Origin of the sequence: Nocardioides terrigena (assembly GCF_003047265.1) — a bacterium.
Taxonomy (GTDB): domain Bacteria; phylum Actinomycetota; class Actinomycetes; order Propionibacteriales; family Nocardioidaceae; genus Nocardioides; species Nocardioides terrigena.
Genome location: NZ_PZYY01000004.1, coordinates 451,972 through 471,469, shown reverse-complemented (window position 1 = coordinate 471,469; position 19,498 = coordinate 451,972). Strand labels below are relative to the sequence as shown.

The window sequence follows — 19,498 nt, the reverse complement described above, 5'->3', positions numbered from 1 at the left end:
CCTCTCGGTGGGCTGTGCTCTGCTCCAGTCCTGGTTTCAGTCCTGGTCGTGGCGGTGGCGCTTGTCGGCGGCCGGGGTGGCGTCGGTGGAGCCCGCGTCGGCGAGCGAGGCCAGCGACGCGGCGACCGAGTGGTCGGGCTGCGTCTCGGGCTCGGCGTGCTCACGCAGCACCACGAGGCTGTGCGTCCCGAGGTGGAACGTCTCCCCCGCGGCCAGGGTCTGCGCCGTGTCGGCCGCACCCCCGGTGTCGATGACGACGTCCCACGCCGCGGCGTACTCGTCCTGGGGCAGCGTCACGTCGGCCGGGCCGTCGGCATTGAAGTAGAGCAGGAAGTGGTCGTCGGTGATGGTGCCGCCGCGGGCGTCCTTGCCGGCGATGCCGTCGCCGTTGAGGTACATCCCGATCGCCTTGGCGCCCTCCCAGCTGTCGTCCTCCATCGGGGTGCCGTCGAGCGACAGCCACACGATGTCGTTGAGGCGCTCGCCGTCGCCGGTACGCACCGTGTTGCCGGTGAAGAAGCGCTTGCGGTGGAACGTCGGGTGGCTGGCGCGCAGCTTGGCGACCGCGGCGGTGAACTCGATGAGCGGCTTGTCGGCCCGGTCCCAGTGGACCCAGGCGATCTCGCTGTCCTGGGCGTAGGTGTTGTTGTTGCCGTCCTGGGTGCGGCTCATCTCGTCGCCGTGCAGCAGCATCGGCACGCCCTGGCTGAGCAGCAGGGTGGCGATGAAGTTGCGCTGCTCGCGGGCCCGCGCCTCGAGGATCTCGGGGTCGTCGGTGGGGCCCTCGACCCCGTGGTTCCAGGAGCGGTTGTGGCTCTCGCCGTCGTTGTTGTCCTCGCCGTTGGCCTCGTTGTGCTTCTCGTTGTAGGACACGAGGTCGCGCAGGGTGAAGCCGTCGTGGGCGGTGACGAAGTTGATGCTGGCGAAGGGCCGGCGACCGGAGTGCTCGTAGAGGTCGGAGGACCCGGAGAGCCGGGAGGCGAAGTCGCCCAGCGACGGCTCGCCGCGCCAGAAGTCGCGGACCGTGTCGCGGTAGTCGCCGTTCCACTCGGTCCACTGGGGCGGGAAGCCGCCGACCTGGTAGCCGCCGGGGCCGATGTCCCACGGCTCGGCGATGAGCTTGACCTGGCTGACGACGGGGTCCTGCTGCACCATCTCGAAGAAGGTGGAGAGCTTGTCGACGTCGTAGAACTCGCGGGCCAGGGTCGCGGCGAGGTCGAAGCGGAAGCCGTCGACGTGCATCTCGGTGACCCAGTAGCGCAGCGAGTCCATGATCAGCTGGACCGAGTGCGGGTGGCGCACGTTGAGGCTGTTGCCGGTGCCCGTGTAGTCCATGTAGTAACGCTGGTCGTCCTCGACGAGGCGGTAGTAGGCCGGGTTGTCGATGCCCTTGAAGCTCAGCGTCGGCCCCATGTGGTTGCCCTCGGCGGTGTGGTTGTAGACCACGTCGAGGATGACCTCGATGCCCGCGGCGTGCATCGCCTTGACCATCGACTTGAACTCCTGCACCTGCTGGCCCTCGACGCTCGAGGCGTAGTCGGCGTGAGGCGCGAAGAAGCCCAGCGTGTTGTAGCCCCAGTAGTTGCGCAGGCCCTGGTCGAGCAGGGTGGAGTCCTGGATGAACTGGTGGACCGGCATCAGCTCGATGGCGGTGACACCGAGCTTGGTGAGGTGACCGGTGATCGCCGGGTGCGCGAGGGCGGCGTACGTCCCGCGCTGCTCCTCGGGGATGTCCGGGTGCAGCTGGGTGAGCCCCTTGACGTGCGCCTCGTAGATGAAGGACTCGTTGTAGGGGATGTTGAGCTTGCGGTCGCCCTCCCAGTCGAAGAAGGGGTTGATGACCACGCCGTGCGTCATGTGGGACGCGGAGTCGTCGTCGTTGCGCGAGTCCGGGTCGCCGAAGTTGTAGCCGAACAGCGACTGGTCCCAGTCGATCTCGCCGCTGGTCGCCTTGGCGTAGGGGTCGAGGAGGAGCTTGTTCGGGTTGCAGCGCAGGCCGTTGGCCGGGTCCCAGGGGCCGTGGACGCGGTAGCCGTACCGCTGTCCGGGCTGCACGGTGGGGAGGTAGCAGTGCCACACGTAGGCGTCGACCTCGGTGACCTCGACGCGGGTCTCGGTGACCTTGCCGCGGGCGCCGACCTCGAAGAGGCACAGCTCGACGCGCTCGGCGACCTCGCTGAAGAGGGCGAAGTTGGTGCCGCTGCCGTCGAAGGTGGCACCGAGCGGGTAGGGCGTTCCTGGCCAGATCTGCACGGCACTCCTTGATAGTTGGATCGTTCAAAGCGTAACCGCTCGACTGGTCCCGATCTCCATCATGGCCCGCGGCAGCGTCCTGCGCATTCCGCTGCGCACCCCTGCGGGTGCATGGTCTGATGCTGGCGCCGGTCGATCAGGGGGTCTCCAGTGGCATCACGTACGACGCGCGTCCTCGCGCGCACCGCGCTCGCCGTCGTCGCGACCGCGGCCGTCGCGGGCTGCAGCGTCTACGAGGACCTCACGACCAGCGACTTCGCCAAGCAGGGCGTGGCCGACGTCGTGTCGGCGAGCCTGGACACGATGACCGAGGTGGACTCGCTCCGGATGACCGGCCAGCTGTGGCTGAAGGGGCGGTCGCACTTCGTGGACCTCCGCCTCAGCCGCTCCGGCGACTGCACGGGCTCGCTCACCTACGACGGCAGCCACGTCGACGTCCGGGGCGTCGACGGCAAGGCCTGGGTGAAGGGCGACGTCGGGTTCATCAACACCGCGGGCGGCGGTGCCGCCCTGCCGCGGGCGACCAAGGAGCGGCTGGCCCGGTCCTGGATCCCGCTGGGGACCCGGCAGGCCCGCGACCTCTGCGCCTTCGAGAAGCTCTTCGACAAGTACGGCGTCGTCCACGAGGACGACGAGGTAGCCGACCTCACCCGGGGTGAGGAGGTCTCCCTGGACGGCGTGAAGGCGGTGGTGGTGACCGGGACCGACGGCGGGGTGGCCACCCAGCGGGCCTGGATCGCCACGGACGACCCCCACCACGTCCTCAAGATCACCCAGGAGGGGGGACGGGAGCCCGCGGCCCTGGCGTTCTCCGAGTTCGACCAGGAGTTCGTGGTCGAGGAACCGCCCGCGAAGGACGTCCTGCGCTCCTGACGCGACCGCCCGCTCAGCGACCGTTCTCGCTGAAGTGCTGGTAGTCCTTGGCGCTGTTCCAGTCGCCGCCCCACTCCCAGCCGATCCGCGCGAACGCGTCGATCACCGGGCCCGCCTCGACGACCATGCCCGGGCGCACCCGGTCCCTCCGCAGGTAGGCGCCGGCCAGCTCGGGCAGCACGACGTCGCCCTTGAGGTAGGGGTTCTGGAAGGTGTTGAGGTCGATGGCCAGGCCGTAGGCGTGCTGGGAGAAGTACGACGCCCCGGTCGTCGGCCGGCAGACGAACGCACCCGTGGCGTTGCCGTCGCCCGTCGGCGGCTCGTCGGGGTCGTAGGAGCGCACGATCACCACCTGCTCCTGCGGGAAGCGCTGCCGGAAGAGGGTGCCGAACACCTCGGCGATGCCGTCGGCCGCACGGGCGTGCACGAGCAGCTCGCCGGTGTGGGCGCGGTGGTCGAAGCCCCAGAACTTCACCCGCACCCACGCGAGGTCGCCCGGCGCGACGGGGCAGCCCTCCTTCCACGTGGACCGCGCGACCACGCGCGCGGGTGCCGGGGAGACGACCTTCGAGCGGTAGCCCCGGCCCCGCAGCATCGGCACCGTGTCGGGCAGCGTCCACCGGCGGTGCCGCAGGGCGGGCGGCGTCGGCCGGACCTCGCCGAAACCGGAGTCGGTCCGGGGCAGCTCGCGGGTGCCCAGCCACGCGGGCGGGCGGGAGCCGAGGCCGGTGGCCGGGGCCTCGATCGTGCCGTCCGGAGGGGCCGCGGACACGGGGCCGGACACGGAGCCGGAGACGGGGCCGGGCGCGAGCGTCATACCGGCCAGGACCAGGGCAGCGAGCGCGACCTTCAGCACGCGGCCACGCTAGTCGTGCGTCGCTCGTCACGACGGCGACCACGCCAGGTGACTCGCGGGTAACATCTGCGGCATGACGCGCGACATCTACGACGAGGACCACGAGGCCTTCCGCGCCTCGGTCAAGGAGTTCCTGGACCGCGAGGTGGTCCCCCACCTCGACGAGTACGCCGAGGGGCACGGCCTGAGCCGCGAGTTCTGGCTCTCGGCCGGCAAGCAGGGCTTCCTCGGCCTGGAGATCCCCGAGCAGTACGGCGGCTCCGAGGCGGGCGACTACCGCTTCAACGCCGTGCTCACCGAGGAGCTCGCCAAGGTCAACATGACGCTGCCCTCGTGCCTGGGCATCCACGCCGACATCGTGGCGCCCTACCTCGTGCACCTCACCACCGACGAGCAGAAGGAGCGCTGGCTCCCGAGGTTCTGCTCCGGCGAGCTGCTCACCGCCATCGGCATGACCGAGCCCGGCGGCGGCTCGGACCTGGCCAACCTCCGCACCACCGCGGTCCAGGACGGCGACGACTGGATCATCAACGGCTCCAAGACCTTCATCACCAACGGCGGCAGCGCCGACCTGGTGGTGGTCGCGGCCCGCACCAGCCCGGAGAAGAAGGCCAAGGGGATCAGCCTCTTCGGCGTCGACACCTCGCTCGACGGCTTCTCCGTCGGACGGGTGCTCGACAAGGTCGGCCAGGACGAGTCCGACACCGCCGAGCTGGCCTTCGACAACGTCCGGGTCAGCAACGCCGACCTGATCGGCCCGCTCGACACCGGCTTCATCTCGATGATGCAGTTCCTGCCCCAGGAGCGCCTCGGCTCGGCGGTCACCAACCTCGCCCACGCCGCGCAGATCCTCGAGGAGACCATCCAGTACGCCAAGGACCGCAAGGCCTTCGGCCAGCCGATCGGCAGCTTCCAGCACAACGCCTTCCTGATGGCCGAGCTCGTCACCCAGGTCGAGGTCACCCAGGCCTACGTCGACCAGTGCGTCATGAAGCACACCCGGGGCGAGCTGACGGCGGTCGACGCGGCCAAGGCCAAGTGGTGGACCTCGCAGGTGCAGAACGACGTGCTCGACCACTGCGTCCAGCTGCACGGCGGCTACGGCTACATGAACGAGTACCGCGTCGCCCGCGCCTGGCGCGACGCCCGGGTCAGCAAGATCTGGGCCGGCTCCAACGAGATCATGAAGATGCTGATCGGGCGCGACCTGGGCTTCTGAGCGGGCGTCTGATGACCCGGATGTTCGTGGCGGTCGTCCCGCCGGAGGTCGCGACCGAGGACCTGGACGAGTTCCTGGCCGTACGACGCGACGCGGCCCGGTCCGTCGAGGGCTTCCGGTGGTCGTCGGCCGAGCAGTGGCACCTCACGCTCGCCTTCATGGCGGACGTGCCGGACCGCTCGCTCGACGACCTGGTGGACCGCCTCGCGGCGACCGCGGCACGGCAGCCGGCCTTCACCGCGCGGGTCGTGGGCGGGGGCGCGTTCCCCCACCCCGACCGCGCGAAGGTGCTCTGGGCGGGGCTCGAGGGCGACTTCGACGCGCTGTCCCGGGGTGCCCGCTCGGCCGCGAGCACGTCGGGTGCCGTCGTCGACGGCCAGCGGTTCCGCCCCCACCTCACCCTCGCGCGGCTGGGGCGACCGGCCAACGTGAGCCGCTGGGTCCGTCTCCTCGACGCGTACGCCGGACCCGCCTGGAGCGTGGACGAGGTCGCCCTCGTGGCGTCGTACCTCGGTGAGGGCCCGCGGCGCCGTCCGCGCCACGAGGTGGTCGCGACCCTCCCGCTGGCGCGACCGGAGGGCTAGGCCGGGACGGTCAGCGAGGCGGCCACGTCACGCGCGAGCCGGAGCCACGTCTCGAGCTCGTCGGCGTCCGGCTCCCAGTGGGCCGTCACCGTCACCGTGCCGTCCATCACCACGACCCAGGTGCGACTGGCCACGATGCGGTCCACCAGCGGGGCGACCCGCTCACGGACGCGGTGGTAGTCGCCGGCGGCGACCAGCTGGCCGGGTGCGTCGCCGACGGACCGGTCCTTGAAGGCACGCGGGAACAGCATCGGCGTGTAGACGACCGGCAGGTCGCGCAGCAGGACCTCGGCGTCGACCCCCGGCGCGTCCACCTGCAGGACGTGCTGGCGGATCGCCATCTTCATCGGGGACTGGCGACGCCCGGTGCAGGCCGTCCACGACGTCGCGGTGAAGCCGTCGCCCTCGACGACGAAGTCGCAGGCGCCGACGTCGACCGTCTCGGCCCGCAGTCGGGACGGGAACGTGCACGACCCCACCGCGGCGCCCGAGCGGACCGTCCACCCCTGCTCGGCGGCGAGGCGGCGTACGGACTCCTGCCTGGCCTCCGCCTCCTCGAGCACGGCACGGTCGCCGGCCCCGCCGCGGCGGTAGGTGCGCAGCCAGAGCCGGGCCCGGACGGCCAGGACCCCGACAGCGGCCACGGCCAGCAGGGCTCCGAGCCAGTCGCCGACACTCATGCGCGCATGTCTAGCAGGCCCTCACGAGCGTCGGCGGACGGTGTCGCCGGTGCGTCGTGCCGTCGTGCCGGACCCGGCGCAGCCCAGCCTCGCCTTCGTTGCGCAGCGTCCCCGTCCTGCGGACGATGGGGCCCATGAGCACCGACGCGGCCGACCTGCAGATCGGCCCCCACGACGACGAGCCCCACGACGAGAGCCTGGCCGCTCGGCTCAACTGGCTGCGGGCTGCGGTGCTCGGCGCCAACGACGGCATCGTGTCGACGGCCGGCCTGGTGGTCGGCGTGGCGGGCGCCACCACCGACCACCGCGCCATCCTGGTCGCCGGTGTCGCCGGGCTCGTGGCCGGAGCGATCAGCATGGCCGCCGGGGAGTACGTGTCGGTCAGCACCCAGCGTGACTCCGAGCAGGCGCTGCTGGCCAAGGAGCGCCGCGAGCTCGTCGAGGAGCCCGAGGAGGAGCTCGCCGAGCTCGCCGACCTCTACGTCCAGAAGGGCCTCACCGAGGACCTCGCCCTCCAGGTGGCCGAGCAGCTGACCGCGCACGACGCCCTGGGCGCGCACGCCGAGGCCGAGCTCGGCATCGACCCCGACGAGCTCACCAACCCCTGGCACGCCGCCTGGGCCTCGATGCTCGCCTTCACGGTGGGCGCGCTGCTCCCGCTGCTCACGATCGGCCTGAGTCCCGCCGACGTGCGCCTGTGGGTGACCGGGGCGTCGGTGGTCGTGGCGCTGGCGTTGACCGGCTGGGCCAGCGCCCGACTGGGGCAGAGTCCCGCCGGGCGTGCCGTGGTGCGCAACGTCGGCGGCGGCGTCATCGCCATGGTCGTGACCTACGGCATCGGCGCCCTGGTGGGCGGTCTCTGACGTACGACGCCCGTGGCCCCAGGACCGGCGAGGCCTGCCGACCGACTGGCGTCGGGGCGAGGCGCGTCGCTCACCGCGACAGGGCTGCGGCGACCTCCCGGGCCAGCCGGAGGCGGAACTCCAACCCGGACGCGTCCGGCTCGAGGGTGGCCATCACCGTCACGTCGCCCGGAGCGGTGAGGATCCAGGACCCGCTGGCCCGCACCTGATCCACCAGCGGCCCGAGGAGGTCCTCCACCTCGCGATAGTCCCCCCCGGCGAAGAGTCCGCCGATGGGCTCCTCGACGGCGACCCGGCCCTGGAAGCGGGTGGGGAGGAGCAGCTCCTCCTGCCCCTTTGCCGAGCGGCGTACGAAGATGCTGTGCCTCACCTCGGGGGCTCGCAGCCTCAGCAGCCAGAGGCGGCTCTGCGCCCCGGCGAGGGCGCCCACCATCTTCTCCTTGGCCGTCCACGAAGAGGCCTCGAAGTCGGGGCCGCTGAGGACGAGCAGGCAGGTGCGTCCGTCCTCGCGGACCGAGCGCAGGTCCTCCGGCCACGACCGGTCGGGGTGCTCGTCGACCTGCCACCCGGATCGCCGGGCGAGGTCGATCGCAGACTGCTGGGTGCTGTCCCAGCTGCTCTCGCGCTCACGGTCACGGCCGTAGAGCTGTTTGCCCTGCACCAGGACCCGGAAGAGCAGGTAGCCGAGCCCGGCCGCCGCGGCCGCCACCACCAGCAGGTCGAGCAGGAGGGACCCGGTCACGGGCGTGACTCGTCGTCGTCCTCGAGGTTGGCCGGATCGATGTGCGCGAGCAGGTCGGCGTCGCTCTGGGCGGCCATGTGGTCCCTCAGCTGAGGGTCGTCGGGGAGCGTCTCCTCGGCGATGGCCTTCACCTGGCGGTTCCACTCGGCGACGGCCCGGTCGTGCGCCTGCTTGAGCGCGAACCCCAGCGCCGCGTGCGAGCTGGGCGCGCCCGCCGAGAACTCGATGTCGACGACAACAGCGCTGCCGTCGACCGTGACCTCGACCAGGCCCTGTGCGGAACGACCCACGGCGCGGATCGCGAGCACCCGGTCGGCCGCCAGGTCGGCGTTCTCGGCGCGACGCCGGTAGTCCTCGGTGACCTGGTCGAGGTTGTCGGCGGTGACCTGGGTCGGTGGCGTGTAGCTCATCCGTTCGCCACATCCAGTCCGGCGGTGTAGGCCGCGAGACCCACGGCGAGCTTGCTGGTCAGGACGTCCTTGAGCGTCGTCACCAGCAGGTCGGAGTGCCGGATGGCCTGGACGAGCAGGTCGGCGACCTGGCGCGAGTCACTCACGGTGATCCAGATGCGGTGCGTCGCCTTCGGCACCACCCAGCTGGCGCCGAGGCCGAAGGTCGCGGCGACCTGCGCCGCCCAGCTGATGAGCTGGCCGACGAGCTCGGAGATGAGGCTCTTCGTGAAGCCCCGCACGGCCTGGACCACGTCGCTGGCCACCATCAGGCCCTGGCTGATGGCCCGGCACATGCCGCCCATCTTGTAGGTGATGTCGACCAGGAGGGTCACCGCGCCCGCGTAGGCGTCCGCAGCCAGTCCGGACCAGGTCGCCATGGCGCGGTTCATCGTCGCCTGCAGGTCGGTGGCCGCTGCGTCGAGCGCGGAACCGATCTCGTTCCAGGAGGAGCCGATCCCCTCGACGAGTGCCGGGTTGCCGGCCAGGGCGTCGAGCATCTGCGGCAGGGGCGGCATGTAGTCGAGCAGGAAACCCGCGACGCTCGAGCCGAGCGCGGCGATCGGGTCGATGATCATCGCGACCAGCTCGGCACAGCCACCGGCGACGTTCAGGGCGCCGAGCGCCCAGTCACCGTTGGCGAAGGCCTCGCCGGCCTTCCATGCCTCGTCGGCCCCGGGCGAGGCCTGCACGAGTCCCGAGTAGTCGTTGTCGGCTATCTGCGAGTACGGCGAACCGGCCAGGTCGCTGACATCCACGTCCACGAGGTCACCCATGGTCACAACCTCCCCACGATCGCGGCGGAGCGCTCCGCGCACGCTGCGTCGGCGACATCGAAGTCCGTCGCGATGGCCGCGACGACGCCCGCATTGCCGAGGATGGCCGCCTCGAGCGGCGCCATCGCCCCCAGGGCGGCAGCCGACATGGCCACGCACGGGGGGGTGAAGAACGAGCAGAGGATGCCGAAGGCCGCCGGCGACATCGCCGTCACCGCGGCGCCCGCGCCCATGGCCTGGGCCACCTGGCCCGCGACCCCCATCAGCTCGCTCGAGTTGGAGCGCAGCTCTGCCGGCTGCACCTGGAATCCCTCACTCATGCGCCGCTTTCCTTTCCGAGCAGGAGGTTCATGATGGCGTCCGCGACGGGACGGGTGTCGAGGTCTGCGAGATCGCCCGCGCGGAGCGGGCTGAGCCCGAGCCGACCCTTGGCGTCCTCGAGGGCCGCCAGCGTCTCGCCCCTCAGCTCCTCCGGAGTCAGTCCGATGATCTCGGGTCCGAAGCTCGCCCCCGCGATGAGCCCCTTGCCGTCGACGCGCACCTGCACGGCACCGTCGAGGCCCTCGCCGGTCGCCCCCGCCGCTGCGGCGGCGACCGCCTCCATCGAGGCGGCCTGGTCGGCCATCGCCTTCTCCATGGTGGCCAGCACCAGCTCACGGATCTCCAGGACCGTGTCACGGTTTGCGCTGGCGGACTGCATGGGGTTGGGGGGCAGCGACAACGGCCCGGTGGCCAGTCGCGGCGGAGGTACGGACGTCTCGGACATGGCGACATGCTTTCCTTCGACGCGAGCCCTAAACCTGCTCCGTGATCCGGGATCGGCCGGCACCCTCGGCAGTCAGCCGAGGGCGCGCACGATGTCGTCGACCCGCTCCTTGGCGTCGCCGAAGAGCATGCGTGAGTTGTCCTTGAAGAACAGCGGGTTCTGCACGCCGGCGTAGCCGGTGGCCATGGAGCGCTTGAAGACCACGACGTCCTTGGCGTGCCAGACCTCGAGGACGGGCATGCCCGCGATGGGCGAGCCCGGCTCCTCGAGGGCCGCCGGGTTGACGGTGTCGTTGGCGCCGATCACCAGCACCACGTCGGTCTCGTGGAAGTCGCCGTTGATCTCGTCCATCTCGAGCACGATGTCGTAGGGCACGCGGGCCTCGGCGAGCAGGACGTTCATGTGACCGGGGAGCCGGCCGGCGACGGGGTGGATGCCGAAGCGGACGTCGACGCCCTTCTCGCGCAGCTTCTTGGTCATCTCGGCGACGGGGTACTGCGCCTGGGCGACCGCCATCCCGTAGCCGGGGGTGATCACGACCGAGCGCGCCGAGGCGAGCAGGTCCGCGGTGTCCGCGGCGGTGATCTCGCGGTGGTCGCCGTAGTCGCGCTCCTCGCCGCTGATGGCGCCGTCGGAGCCGAAGCCGCCGGCGATGACGCTCACGAACGAGCGGTTCATGGCCTTGCACATGATGTAGCTGAGGATCGCACCGGAGGAGCCCACCAGCGACCCGGTGATGATCAGCAGGTCGTTGCTCAGCATGAAGCCGGCCGCGGCGGCGGCCCAGCCGGAGTAGGAGTTGAGCATCGAGACGACCACCGGCATGTCGCCACCGCCGATGGCGGCGACGAGGTGGAAGCCGAGCAGCAGCGCCAGCGCCGTCATGAGCAGCAGCGGGACCAGGCCCAGCTCGCCGTCGTCGACCACGAACCACACCGCCAGGGCGGTGGAGCCGACGAGGATGGCGAGGTTGAGCAGGTGGCGTCCCGGCAGCATCAGCGGGCTGGAGGTCATCCGGCCGCTCAGCTTGGCCCACGCCACGATGGAGCCGGTGAACGTCACGGCACCGATGAAGACGCCGACGAAGACCTCGACGTCGTGCACCGCGTCCGAGCCGCCGAGGTCGCGGAGCTCGAGCCAGGAGTTGTAGCCCACCAGCACCGCGGCGAGGCCCACGAAGCTGTGCAGCATGGCCACCAGCTCCGGCATGCCGGTCATCTCGACCGTGCGGGCCCGCCAGGCGCCGATCGAGCCACCCACGGCCATCGCGACCAGGATCAGGGCCATCGTCACGCCGAGCGGACGCTGGTCGCCGAACTGGCTGTTGCGGGCGGCGAGGACGAGGGTCGCGACGAGCGCCAGGCCCATGCCGGCCATGCCGAAGAGGTTGCCGCGCTTGGCGGTCTCGTGCTTGGACAGCCCGGCCAGCGCCCCGATGAAGAGGATGCCGGCGATGATGTAGGCCGCCTGGATCAGTCCGGGCAGCTGCTCGGAGGTCAGGAAGTCGCTCACGTCAGTCCTTCCTGAACATCTCGAGCATGCGCAGCGTCACCAGGAAGCCACCGAAGATGTTGATGCTGGCCACGAGCACGGCGATCAGCGCCAGCACAGTCACCACGGTGTTGTCGCTGCCGACCTGCAGGATGCCGCCGACCAGGATGATCCCGGAGATCGCGTTGGTCTCGCTCATCAGCGGCGTGTGCAGTGCGTGGGCCACGTTGGAGATGACGTAGTAGCCGACGAACACCGCAAGCACGAAGACCGTGAAGTGCCCGAGGAAGTCGGGCGGAGAGTACGCCGCGACCAGCGCGAACAACACCGCCGCCAGGCCCGCGCCGTACCACTTCCGGCGGGGGTCCGGCGGACGCTTCTCGACGGCCTTCTGCGCCTCGGCCGGAGCGGCGACGGCCGCAGCCGGCGCGGCACTCACCTGGACCGGGGGCGGCGGCCACATCGACTCGCCGTCGCGGGCCACCGTGATGCCACGTACGACGACGTCCTCGAGGTCGAGGACCAGCTCGCCGTCCTTGCCGGGAGTCATCAGCTTGAGGAGGTTGACCACGTTGGTGCCGTAGAGCTGGCTCGTCTGCGCGGCCAGCCGGCCGGCGAGGTCGGTGTAGCCCAGGATCGTGACGAGGTTGTCGGTGACGACCTTCTCGTCCGTGCGGGTCAGCTCCACGTTGCCGCCGTTGGCCGCGGCCATGTCGACGATCACCGAACCGGTGCGCATCGCGGCCACGGTCTCGGCAGTGATCAGCCGGGGTGCTGGCCGGCCCGGGATGAGGGCCGTGGTGATGACGATGTCGGCGTTGCGGGCCTCCTCGTCGTACATCGCAGCGGTGGCGGCCTCCTGGTCGGCGGTCATCTCCTTGGCGTAGCCGTCGGAGGAGACCTCCTGCTCCATGTCGACCGTCACGAACTCCGCACCCATCGACTCGACCTGCTCGGCGACCTCGGGACGCACGTCGAAGGCCCGCACGATCGCACCCATCGACCCGGCGGCACCGATGGCCGCCAGACCGGCGACGCCGGCGCCCACCACGAAGACCCGGGCCGGGGGGACCTTGCCGGCCGCAGTCACCTGGCCGGTGAACTGGCGTCCGAAGGCGTGCGCGGCCTCGACGACCGCACGGTAGCCCGCGACGTTGGCCATCGAGGACAGCACGTCCATCGCCTGGGCGCGGGAGATCCGGGGCACCGCGTCCATTGCGAGGCCGGTGACCCGCTGCGCCTGGAGCTGCTCGACGAGCTTGGGGCTCCGCGCCGGTGCCATCAACGAGATCACGGTCGCGCCGGCGCGGAGGCGCCAGATCTCGTCGGGGGTCGGGGCGTTGACCTTGACGACGACGTCGCTGGTCCACACCTCCTCGGCATCACCCACCCGGATCCCGGCCGCCTCGAACGCGTCGTCCGGCTGGGCCGCCGCGATGCCAGCCCCCCGCTCGACCACCACCTCGTAGCCCAGGGCCTGGAGCTGGCCGGCGGTCGTGGGGGTGGCCGCGACGAGCGTCTCGCCCTCGCGGGACTCACGGGGAATGCCGATGCGCACGTGGGGCCTCCTGTCGGGGTCGGACCGCGCTCAAGGTACACGCGGAGCACCCCCCGGCACGGGAGTCTCATGTGGTCTGGGTCACACCGCCGGCGGTGCGATCGAGTCGCGAGCACGCACCGGCATGGGCACGAGGCGCTCGGCGGGGGGCGCCTCCGTGCCGAGCAGCGCCTCCACGGCGAGGCGGCCCATCTCGAACTCGGGCAGTCCGATGCTCGACAGCGAGGGCCGCAGCCAGCTGGCCAGCTCGGAGTCGTCGAAGGACACCACGGAGACGTCGCGGGGCACCTCGAGCCCCACCTCGGCCAGCGCCTGGTAGACCCCGAAGGCGATCCGGTCGTTGAGGCACACGACGGCACGAGGGCGACCGCCCCCGGCCAGCGCCTGCGCCATCACGTCGTACGCCGCCTCGGGCCACCACTTGCACGACAGCTGCTCGTCGAGGACGGCGCCGGCCCCCGCGAGCTCGGCGACGATTCCCTCGAAGCGGCCCGTGCCGGGCAGGGAGCTGGGCGGCGTCTCGCCGACGAGCCAGATCCCGCGGCGGTGCCCTGCCCGGACGACAAGACCGGCCGCGGCGCGACCCCCTGCCACCTCGTCCGAGACGATCGCGGGGTACGGCGCGTCGCTGCGGCAGTTGAGGAGCACGACGGGGAGACCGCCGGTCCCGCGCGGCGCGGACACCCGGTCGTGCGAGCTGGTGGCGACGACCAGGCCGGAGACCTGGCGACCGACGAGGTCCTCGACGAGCGCGGACTGGAGGCTCGGGTCACCCTCGGACTCGCAGACGAGGAGGCGATGGCCGTGCTTGAGCGCCGCGGTCATGCTCCCGCGGATCAGCTCGCCGCCGTAGTGCCCCGTGGCGATCGTGTCGGCGACCAGGCCGATGGTGCGGCTGTCCTGGGTCCGCAGGCTGCGCGCCGCCAGGTTGGGCCGGTAGTCCAGCTCACGGGCGGTCCGCAGGACGCGCTGCCGGGTCTCCTCGGAGATCCGCATGTCGCGTCCACTGAGGACGAACGACGCCGTCGTGGGCGACACTCCGGCCCGCTCGGCGACATCGCGCAACCGCACCCGCGGTCGCCTGGCTCCCCGCATCTCTCCCGCACCTCTCGTCATGTATCGATCCGGTCACGTGCCACCCCAGGGGTGTTGACGTGGCGTAGGTCACAGGGTTTACTCCTGCCAAATCGTTTTAGCAAGGGCCCCGGGAGAGTCTGCAGGGGCCATTCAACCCCATCCGCGATTCCGCGAAGGAGCTCCACCCATGCGCACAAGAACTCGTACGATCAGGGCCGCGGCAGGCCTGCTGGCCGCCGGTCTGGTCCTCGGTGCCTGCGGAGGCGGCTCCGACAGCGACGACAGCGAGTCCAGCGGTGGCGACGCCCCGGAGGCGAGCGGTGGCGAGCTGCTGATCTGGGTCGGGGACGGCCCCGGCGGCGACGCCACCACCGCGCTCGCCGACGCGTTCGGCGAGGAGAACGGCGTCGACGTGACCGTCGAGGTCCTGCCCGGCTCCGAGCTGCAGGCCAACTTCGTGACGGCTGCGCAGGCCGGGGACGCGCCGGACGTCGTCATGGGCGCCCACGACTGGATCGGCAACCTGGTCCAGAACGGCACCATCGACCCGATCCAGATCCCCGAGACGGTGTCCTCGACGCTCCAGCCGCTCGCCCTCGAGGCGGTCACCTTCGACGGGCAGACCTACGGCATGCCCTTCACGATGAACAACATCGTGCTGATCCGCAACACCGACCTCGCCCCCGACGCCCCGGCGACGGTGGAGGAGATGGTCGCGGCCGGCAAGAAGGCCGTGCAGGAGGGCGCCCAGGCGCCCCTGGCCTGGCCGGTGAGCAACACCGGCAACCCCTACTTCATCAACCCGCTCTACACGTCGGGCGGCGGCTACATGTTCGGCCAGACCGACGACGGCTCCTTCGACCCGACCGACCTCGGTGTCGGCACCCCGGGCTCGGTCGAGGCGTACGAGAAGATCGGCGAGCTCGGCGAGAAGGGCCAGGGCGTGCTGAAGCGCTCGGTCAACACCGACAACGCGATCGGCCTGTTCACCGAGGGCAAGACCCCCTTCCTCATCGAGGGCCCGTGGCAGCTGACCACGATCGACGCCAGTGACATCAACTACGAGGTGTCCGAGGTGCCCGGCTTCGAGGGCATGGACCCGGCCTCGCCGTTCATCACCGTCGACGCGGCGTACGTCGCCAGCGGGAGCGCCAACAAGACGCTCGCCCAGGAGTTCGTGACCAACTACTGGTCGCGGGCCGACGTCGGCGCCCAGCTCTTCGAGGCGACCAAGAACGTGCCGGCCAACGTCGACACGCTGAGCCAGATCGAGGGCGACAACCCGGCCGTGGCCGCGGTGGCCGCGGCGGGCGCCGCCAACGGGCAGATCATGCCGAGCATCCCGGAGATGGCTGCGGTCTGGGACCCGCTGGGCAAGGCCGAGGCGGCCGTGATCGGCGGCGCCGACCCTGAGTCGACGATCCAGTCGGCGGCCAAGGCCATCGAAGCGGCCATCAACGAGTAGCAGTCCGTTCGTCCCTCGGGGCGGGCCGGCGAGCCCGCCCCGAGTGACGGTCGACCGCCCACGACATCGGCGAGGAGAGTCACGTGGCAGGCAGCACGACATCGCCCCCGGGCCGCAAGGCGTCCCGGTTCGGGCTGGGCGCCGACGGCACCAGCAGTCCGCTGATGCTGATGATCAAGATCATCGGCCTCGCCTTCATCACCGCGGTCGCGCTCTGGGCGGCCCTCCCGCTGTTCCGGGCCGACAACTGGCTGGGGCTGGCCGTCGTGGCCGCCGTCACCGGCCTGGCGTTCTACGTCTACCTGTCCCCCCGCACCGTGCCCATGAAGTACCTGCTGCCGGGCACGCTCTTCCTCATCGCCTTCCAGGTCGTTCCCGTCCTCTACACGGTCTCGACCGCGTTCACGAACTTCGGCGACGGTCACCGCGGCACCAAGGAACAGGCGATCACCGCCATCGAGGGAGCCTCGGTCAAGCAGGTCCCCGACTCCACGATCTACACCCTGACCCTGGCCACGGACGGCGACGCGGCGACGGGCGACATCGTCTTCCTGCTGTCCGACCCCGCCGCGCAGGAGAGCTTCGTCGGCACCGCCGAGGGGCTCGAGCCGCTCGAGGAGGGGACCTTCGAGTCCCCCACCCCCGGTGGCAAGATCACCGCGGCAGACGACTACACCGTCCTCACGGTCCCCGAGGTCAACGCCCGCCAGGACGACATCACCGCCTTCAGCGTCCCGACCGACGACGGCGCCATCAAGAGCCAGGGCCTGTCGGCGGCGTTCGAGGGGGCTCCCCAGCAGTCCTACGACGAGGAGTGCGACTGCATCACCGACGCGACCACCGGCAACGTGTGGGAGGCGGACGCCGAGGAGGGCTCCTTCGTCAGCCAGGACGGCTCGCAGCGCAACCTCGCCCAGGGCTGGAAGGTCAACGTCGGCTTCGACAACTTCGTGAGGGTCTTCACCAACGACACCATTCGCGAGTCCTTCCTGCGGATCCTGGTGTGGAACTTCGCCTTCGCGATCGGCACCGTCGTCATCACCTTCGGGCTGGGCCTGCTGGTGGCGCTCGCTCTCAACAACCCGCTCATGCGGGGCCGCACCCTCTACCGGTCGTTCATCATCCTCCCGTACGCCATGCCCAGCATTGCGATGTACCTCGTCTGGCGGGAGATGTTCAACAAGGACTTCGGCCTGATCAACCGGATCCTCGGCACCGACATCAACTGGTTCGGCAGCACGGCCAGCTCCATGTTCGCCATCCTGCTCATCCAGCTGTGGCTCGGGTACAACTACATGTTCCTGGTGATCACCGGTGCCCTCCAGTCGATCTCCTCCGACCTCGTCGAGGCTGCCGGGGTCGACGGCGCCAAGCCGTTCTACGCCTTCCGGACCATCACCTTCCCGCTGCTGCTCGTGGCGCTGGCCCCGCTGCTGATCACGTCGTTCGCCTTCAACTTCAACAACTTCACGGCGATCTTCCTGACCAGTGCGGGCGCGCCCTTCCCGCCCGACAACCCGAGTGCCGGCAGCACCGACATCCTGATCACCTACACGTACCGGCTGGCGTTCGGCGGATCGGGCGCCGACTACGGGTTCGCCGCCGCCATCTCGGTGCTCATCTTCCTGATCGTCGCGACCGTCTCGATCGTGAGCTTCCGCCGCACCCAGGCCCTGGAGGAGATCAACTGATGGCAACCACGACATCGAACGCCACCCCGGCCGCGGCGGAGGACGGGTCGCCGCCGCCCGAGGTGGTCCGACACGGGTCCGCCAAGGGCGGATGGTTCCGGCGCACCGGGCTGAGCCACCTGGTCGGCATCCTGGCGCTGGCCTTCTCGATCTTCCCGATCCTGTTCGTGGTGTCGGCCTCGCTGAACCCCACCGGCACCCTGAGCTCGGCGACACTGATCCCCCGGGAGGTCAGCCTGGTCAACTACCAGGAGCTGTTCGACGGGTCGTTCCCCCGCTGGTTCGTCAACAGCCTGGTGATCGCCTCGCTCGCCGCGGCGATCTCGATGCTGATCTCGGCTTGCGCGGCGTACGCGTTCTCACGCTTCCGATTCAAGGGCCGTCGGACCGGCCTGATGAGCCTGCTGCTCGTGCAGATGTTCCCGCAGTTCCTCGCGATCGTCGCGATCTACCTGATCTTCGCCGAGATCACCGAGCTGTGGCCGGTAATCGGCTTCAACACCTCCGCCGGGCTCATCCTGCTCTACCTCGGTGGCGCCCTCGGGGTGAACACCTGGCTCATGAAGGGCTTCTTCGACACCATCCCCAAGGACCTCGACGAGTCAGCCAAGATGGACGGAGCGACGCACTTCCAGGTCTTCTTCGGCATCATCCTGCCGCTCGTGGCGCCGATCCTGGCCATCACCGGCCTGCTCGGCTTCATCGGGGCGATCAACGAGTTCCTGATCGCCAGCATCTTCCTGCGGCAGGACGAGTCCAAGACCGCAGCAGTCGGTCTCTACGGGATGATCGCCGACCCGCTGACCAAGAACGCCCAGTTCGGTGAGTTCGCGGCGGGCGCAGTGATCCTGGCCATTCCGACGGTCGGGTTGTTCATGTACCTCCAGCGCTACATCGTCGGCGGACTGACCGCCGGCGCCGTGAAGGGATGAGTGGATCGTGGCCGAAGTAGTCCTCGACAAGGTCAACAAGCAGTACGAGAACGGCTTCCACGCCGTGCACGACCTGTCCATCGACATCGCCGACGGCGAGTTCATCGTGCTTGTCGGCCCGTCCGGCTGCGGCAAGTCCACCGCCCTGCGCATGATCGCGGGACTGGAGGACATCAGCACCGGCACGCTCACCATCGGCGACCGGGTGGTCAACACCCTTCCCTCGCGCGACCGGGACATCGCCATGGTCTTCCAGTCCTACGCGCTCTACCCGCACATGAGCGTGGCCGACAACATCGCCTACGGCCTCAAGCTGCGGCGCATGGACAAGGCGGAGATCGAGAAGCGGGTCAAGCGGGCCGCCGACATGCTCGAGCTCGGGCCGCTGCTCGACCGCAAGCCCAAGCAGCTCTCCGGTGGCCAGCGCCAGCGGGTGGCCATGGGTCGCGCGATCGTGCGCGAGCCGCAGGTGTTCCTCATGGACGAGCCGCTCTCCAACCTCGACGCCAAGCTGCGCGTGCAGATGCGCGCCGAGATCGCCCAGGTGCAGCGCGACCTCGACGTCACCACGATCTACGTGACGCACGACCAGACCGAGGCCATGACCATGGGCGACCGCGTCGCGCTCATGAAGGCCGGTGTGCTCCAGCAGCTCGGTGCCCCGCAGCACCTCTACGACCACCCCGACAACATCTTCGTCGCCGGCTTCATCGGCTCCCCGCCGATGAACATGGCCATCGGGAGGGTGGATCGCACCGACGCCGGTGTCACGGTGACCTTCGGCGGGGCGACCATCCAGGTGCCCGACTCGGTCACGGCGGCCCGTCCGGCACTCGCGTCGTACGCCGGTCGCGACGTCGCGGTGGGCATCCGCAGCGAGGACATGGAGGACGCCGCCCTGGCCCGCGACGCCGGCAGCAAGGCGCGACTGACCACGTCGGTGGCCCTCACCGAGGCCCTCGGCTCGGAGATCGTCGTGCACTTCCCGGTCGACGCACCGCGCGTGGTCACCGAGGACACCAAGGCGCTCGAGGAGGACGCGGGCGTCGACGACGTGCCGGTGGCCCACGACGGCAACATCTGGGTGGCGTCGTTCAGCCCCCGCTCGCGCGTGCGTCCGCGCGACCAGGTGGAGATCGCCATCGACCAGGAGCGGCTGCACTTCTTCGACCCGGAGACCGGTCTGGCGATCCGCGACTGATGGCCGCGCTGGAGCTGCGGGC

The 19,498-nt window shown here is 70.4% G+C and carries 19 protein-coding genes; 8 read left to right on the top strand and 11 right to left on the bottom strand.

Features of this window, described 5'->3' with window-relative positions; genetic code table 11:
- Window positions 1-36: 36 nt before the first annotated feature.
- Complete coding sequence (gene glgX / locus DAE25_RS11525; protein WP_107766316.1) at window positions 37-2,253, bottom strand: glycogen debranching protein GlgX; 2,217 nt, start codon at window positions 2,251-2,253, stop codon at window positions 37-39.
- 150 nt (window positions 2,254-2,403) lie between these two features.
- On the opposite strand from glgX, the gene DAE25_RS11520 reads away from it, so the two are divergent.
- Complete coding sequence (locus DAE25_RS11520) at window positions 2,404-3,126, top strand: hypothetical protein (RefSeq protein ID WP_107766315.1); 723 nt, start codon at window positions 2,404-2,406, stop codon at window positions 3,124-3,126.
- 13 nt (window positions 3,127-3,139) lie between these two features.
- On the opposite strand, the gene DAE25_RS11515 is transcribed toward DAE25_RS11520, so the two are convergent.
- Entirely contained in the window at window positions 3,140-3,982 is an 843-nt protein-coding gene (locus DAE25_RS11515) for a M15 family metallopeptidase (RefSeq protein WP_234410987.1), read from the bottom strand.
- Window positions 3,983-4,055: 73 nt separating this feature from the next.
- On the opposite strand from DAE25_RS11515, the gene DAE25_RS11510 reads away from it, so the two are divergent.
- Both DAE25_RS11510 and thpR read left to right on the top strand, forming a co-directional pair.
- The gene (locus DAE25_RS11510) at window positions 4,056-5,201 is read left to right on the top strand and encodes an acyl-CoA dehydrogenase family protein (protein ID WP_056888122.1); all 1,146 of its coding nucleotides are present in this window, start codon (window positions 4,056-4,058) and stop codon (window positions 5,199-5,201) included.
- A gap of 11 nt (window positions 5,202-5,212) precedes the next feature.
- Window positions 5,213-5,785, top strand: a complete 573-nt coding sequence (gene thpR / locus DAE25_RS11505; protein ID WP_107766314.1) for an RNA 2',3'-cyclic phosphodiesterase — start codon at window positions 5,213-5,215, stop codon at window positions 5,783-5,785.
- Here thpR and DAE25_RS11500 read toward each other — a convergent pair.
- Entirely contained in the window at window positions 5,782-6,465 is a 684-nt protein-coding gene (locus tag DAE25_RS11500; RefSeq protein ID WP_107766313.1) for a hypothetical protein, read from the bottom strand. The genes thpR and DAE25_RS11500 overlap by 4 nt on opposite strands.
- A 134-nt stretch (window positions 6,466-6,599) precedes the next feature.
- Here DAE25_RS11500 and DAE25_RS11495 point away from each other — a divergent pair, with 134 nt between their 5' ends.
- Window positions 6,600-7,328, top strand: a complete 729-nt coding sequence (locus tag DAE25_RS11495) for a VIT1/CCC1 transporter family protein (RefSeq protein ID WP_107766312.1) — start codon at window positions 6,600-6,602, stop codon at window positions 7,326-7,328.
- Window positions 7,329-7,398: 70 nt separating this feature from the next.
- On the opposite strand, the gene DAE25_RS11490 is transcribed toward DAE25_RS11495, so the two are convergent.
- The 8 genes from DAE25_RS11490 to DAE25_RS11455 form a co-directional block, all read right to left on the bottom strand.
- Window positions 7,399-8,070, bottom strand: a complete 672-nt coding sequence (locus DAE25_RS11490; protein ID WP_107766311.1) for a hypothetical protein — start codon at window positions 8,068-8,070, stop codon at window positions 7,399-7,401.
- Entirely contained in the window at window positions 8,067-8,480 is a 414-nt protein-coding gene (locus tag DAE25_RS11485) for a YbaB/EbfC family nucleoid-associated protein (RefSeq protein ID WP_107766310.1), read from the bottom strand. The genes DAE25_RS11490 and DAE25_RS11485 overlap by 4 nt, the downstream gene beginning before the upstream one ends.
- Window positions 8,477-9,295 carry a hypothetical protein gene (locus DAE25_RS11480; protein WP_107766309.1) on the bottom strand — a complete coding sequence of 273 codons (819 nt, stop codon included), beginning with the start codon at window positions 9,293-9,295 and terminating at the stop codon, window positions 8,477-8,479. The genes DAE25_RS11485 and DAE25_RS11480 overlap by 4 nt, the downstream gene beginning before the upstream one ends.
- 2 nt (window positions 9,296-9,297) lie before the next feature.
- Window positions 9,298-9,615, bottom strand: a complete 318-nt coding sequence (locus tag DAE25_RS11475) for a type VII secretion target (RefSeq protein ID WP_107766308.1) — start codon at window positions 9,613-9,615, stop codon at window positions 9,298-9,300.
- On the bottom strand, window positions 9,612-10,061 hold the full coding sequence (locus DAE25_RS11470; RefSeq protein WP_107766307.1) for a hypothetical protein: 450 nt from the start codon (window positions 10,059-10,061) through the stop codon (window positions 9,612-9,614). Before DAE25_RS11470 ends, DAE25_RS11475 begins: the two co-directional genes overlap by 4 nt.
- 72 nt (window positions 10,062-10,133) lie before the next feature.
- Entirely contained in the window at window positions 10,134-11,573 is a 1,440-nt protein-coding gene (gene pntB, locus DAE25_RS11465) for a Re/Si-specific NAD(P)(+) transhydrogenase subunit beta (protein ID WP_234410986.1), read from the bottom strand.
- 1 nt (window position 11,574) lies between these two features.
- A complete protein-coding gene (locus DAE25_RS11460) occupies window positions 11,575-13,110 on the bottom strand; it encodes a Re/Si-specific NAD(P)(+) transhydrogenase subunit alpha (RefSeq protein WP_107766306.1) in 1,536 nt (511 codons plus the stop codon).
- Between the two features lie 81 nt (window positions 13,111-13,191).
- On the bottom strand, window positions 13,192-14,226 hold the full coding sequence (locus DAE25_RS11455; RefSeq protein ID WP_199907543.1) for a LacI family DNA-binding transcriptional regulator: 1,035 nt from the start codon (window positions 14,224-14,226) through the stop codon (window positions 13,192-13,194).
- Window positions 14,227-14,374: 148 nt separating this feature from the next.
- Here DAE25_RS11455 and DAE25_RS11450 point away from each other — a divergent pair, with 148 nt between their 5' ends.
- From DAE25_RS11450 to DAE25_RS11435, 4 genes are all read left to right on the top strand, one after another.
- On the top strand, window positions 14,375-15,652 hold the full coding sequence (locus DAE25_RS11450) for a sugar ABC transporter substrate-binding protein (protein WP_107766304.1): 1,278 nt from the start codon (window positions 14,375-14,377) through the stop codon (window positions 15,650-15,652).
- Window positions 15,653-15,735: 83 nt separating this feature from the next.
- The gene (locus DAE25_RS11445; protein ID WP_199907542.1) at window positions 15,736-17,343 is read left to right on the top strand and encodes an ABC transporter permease subunit; all 1,608 of its coding nucleotides are present in this window, start codon (window positions 15,736-15,738) and stop codon (window positions 17,341-17,343) included.
- Complete coding sequence (locus tag DAE25_RS11440) at window positions 17,343-18,275, top strand: sugar ABC transporter permease (protein WP_082600451.1); 933 nt, start codon at window positions 17,343-17,345, stop codon at window positions 18,273-18,275. The genes DAE25_RS11445 and DAE25_RS11440 overlap by 1 nt, the downstream gene beginning before the upstream one ends.
- A gap of 7 nt (window positions 18,276-18,282) precedes the next feature.
- Complete coding sequence (locus DAE25_RS11435; RefSeq protein ID WP_107766303.1) at window positions 18,283-19,476, top strand: ABC transporter ATP-binding protein; 1,194 nt, start codon at window positions 18,283-18,285, stop codon at window positions 19,474-19,476.
- Window positions 19,477-19,498: the final 22 nt, after the last annotated feature.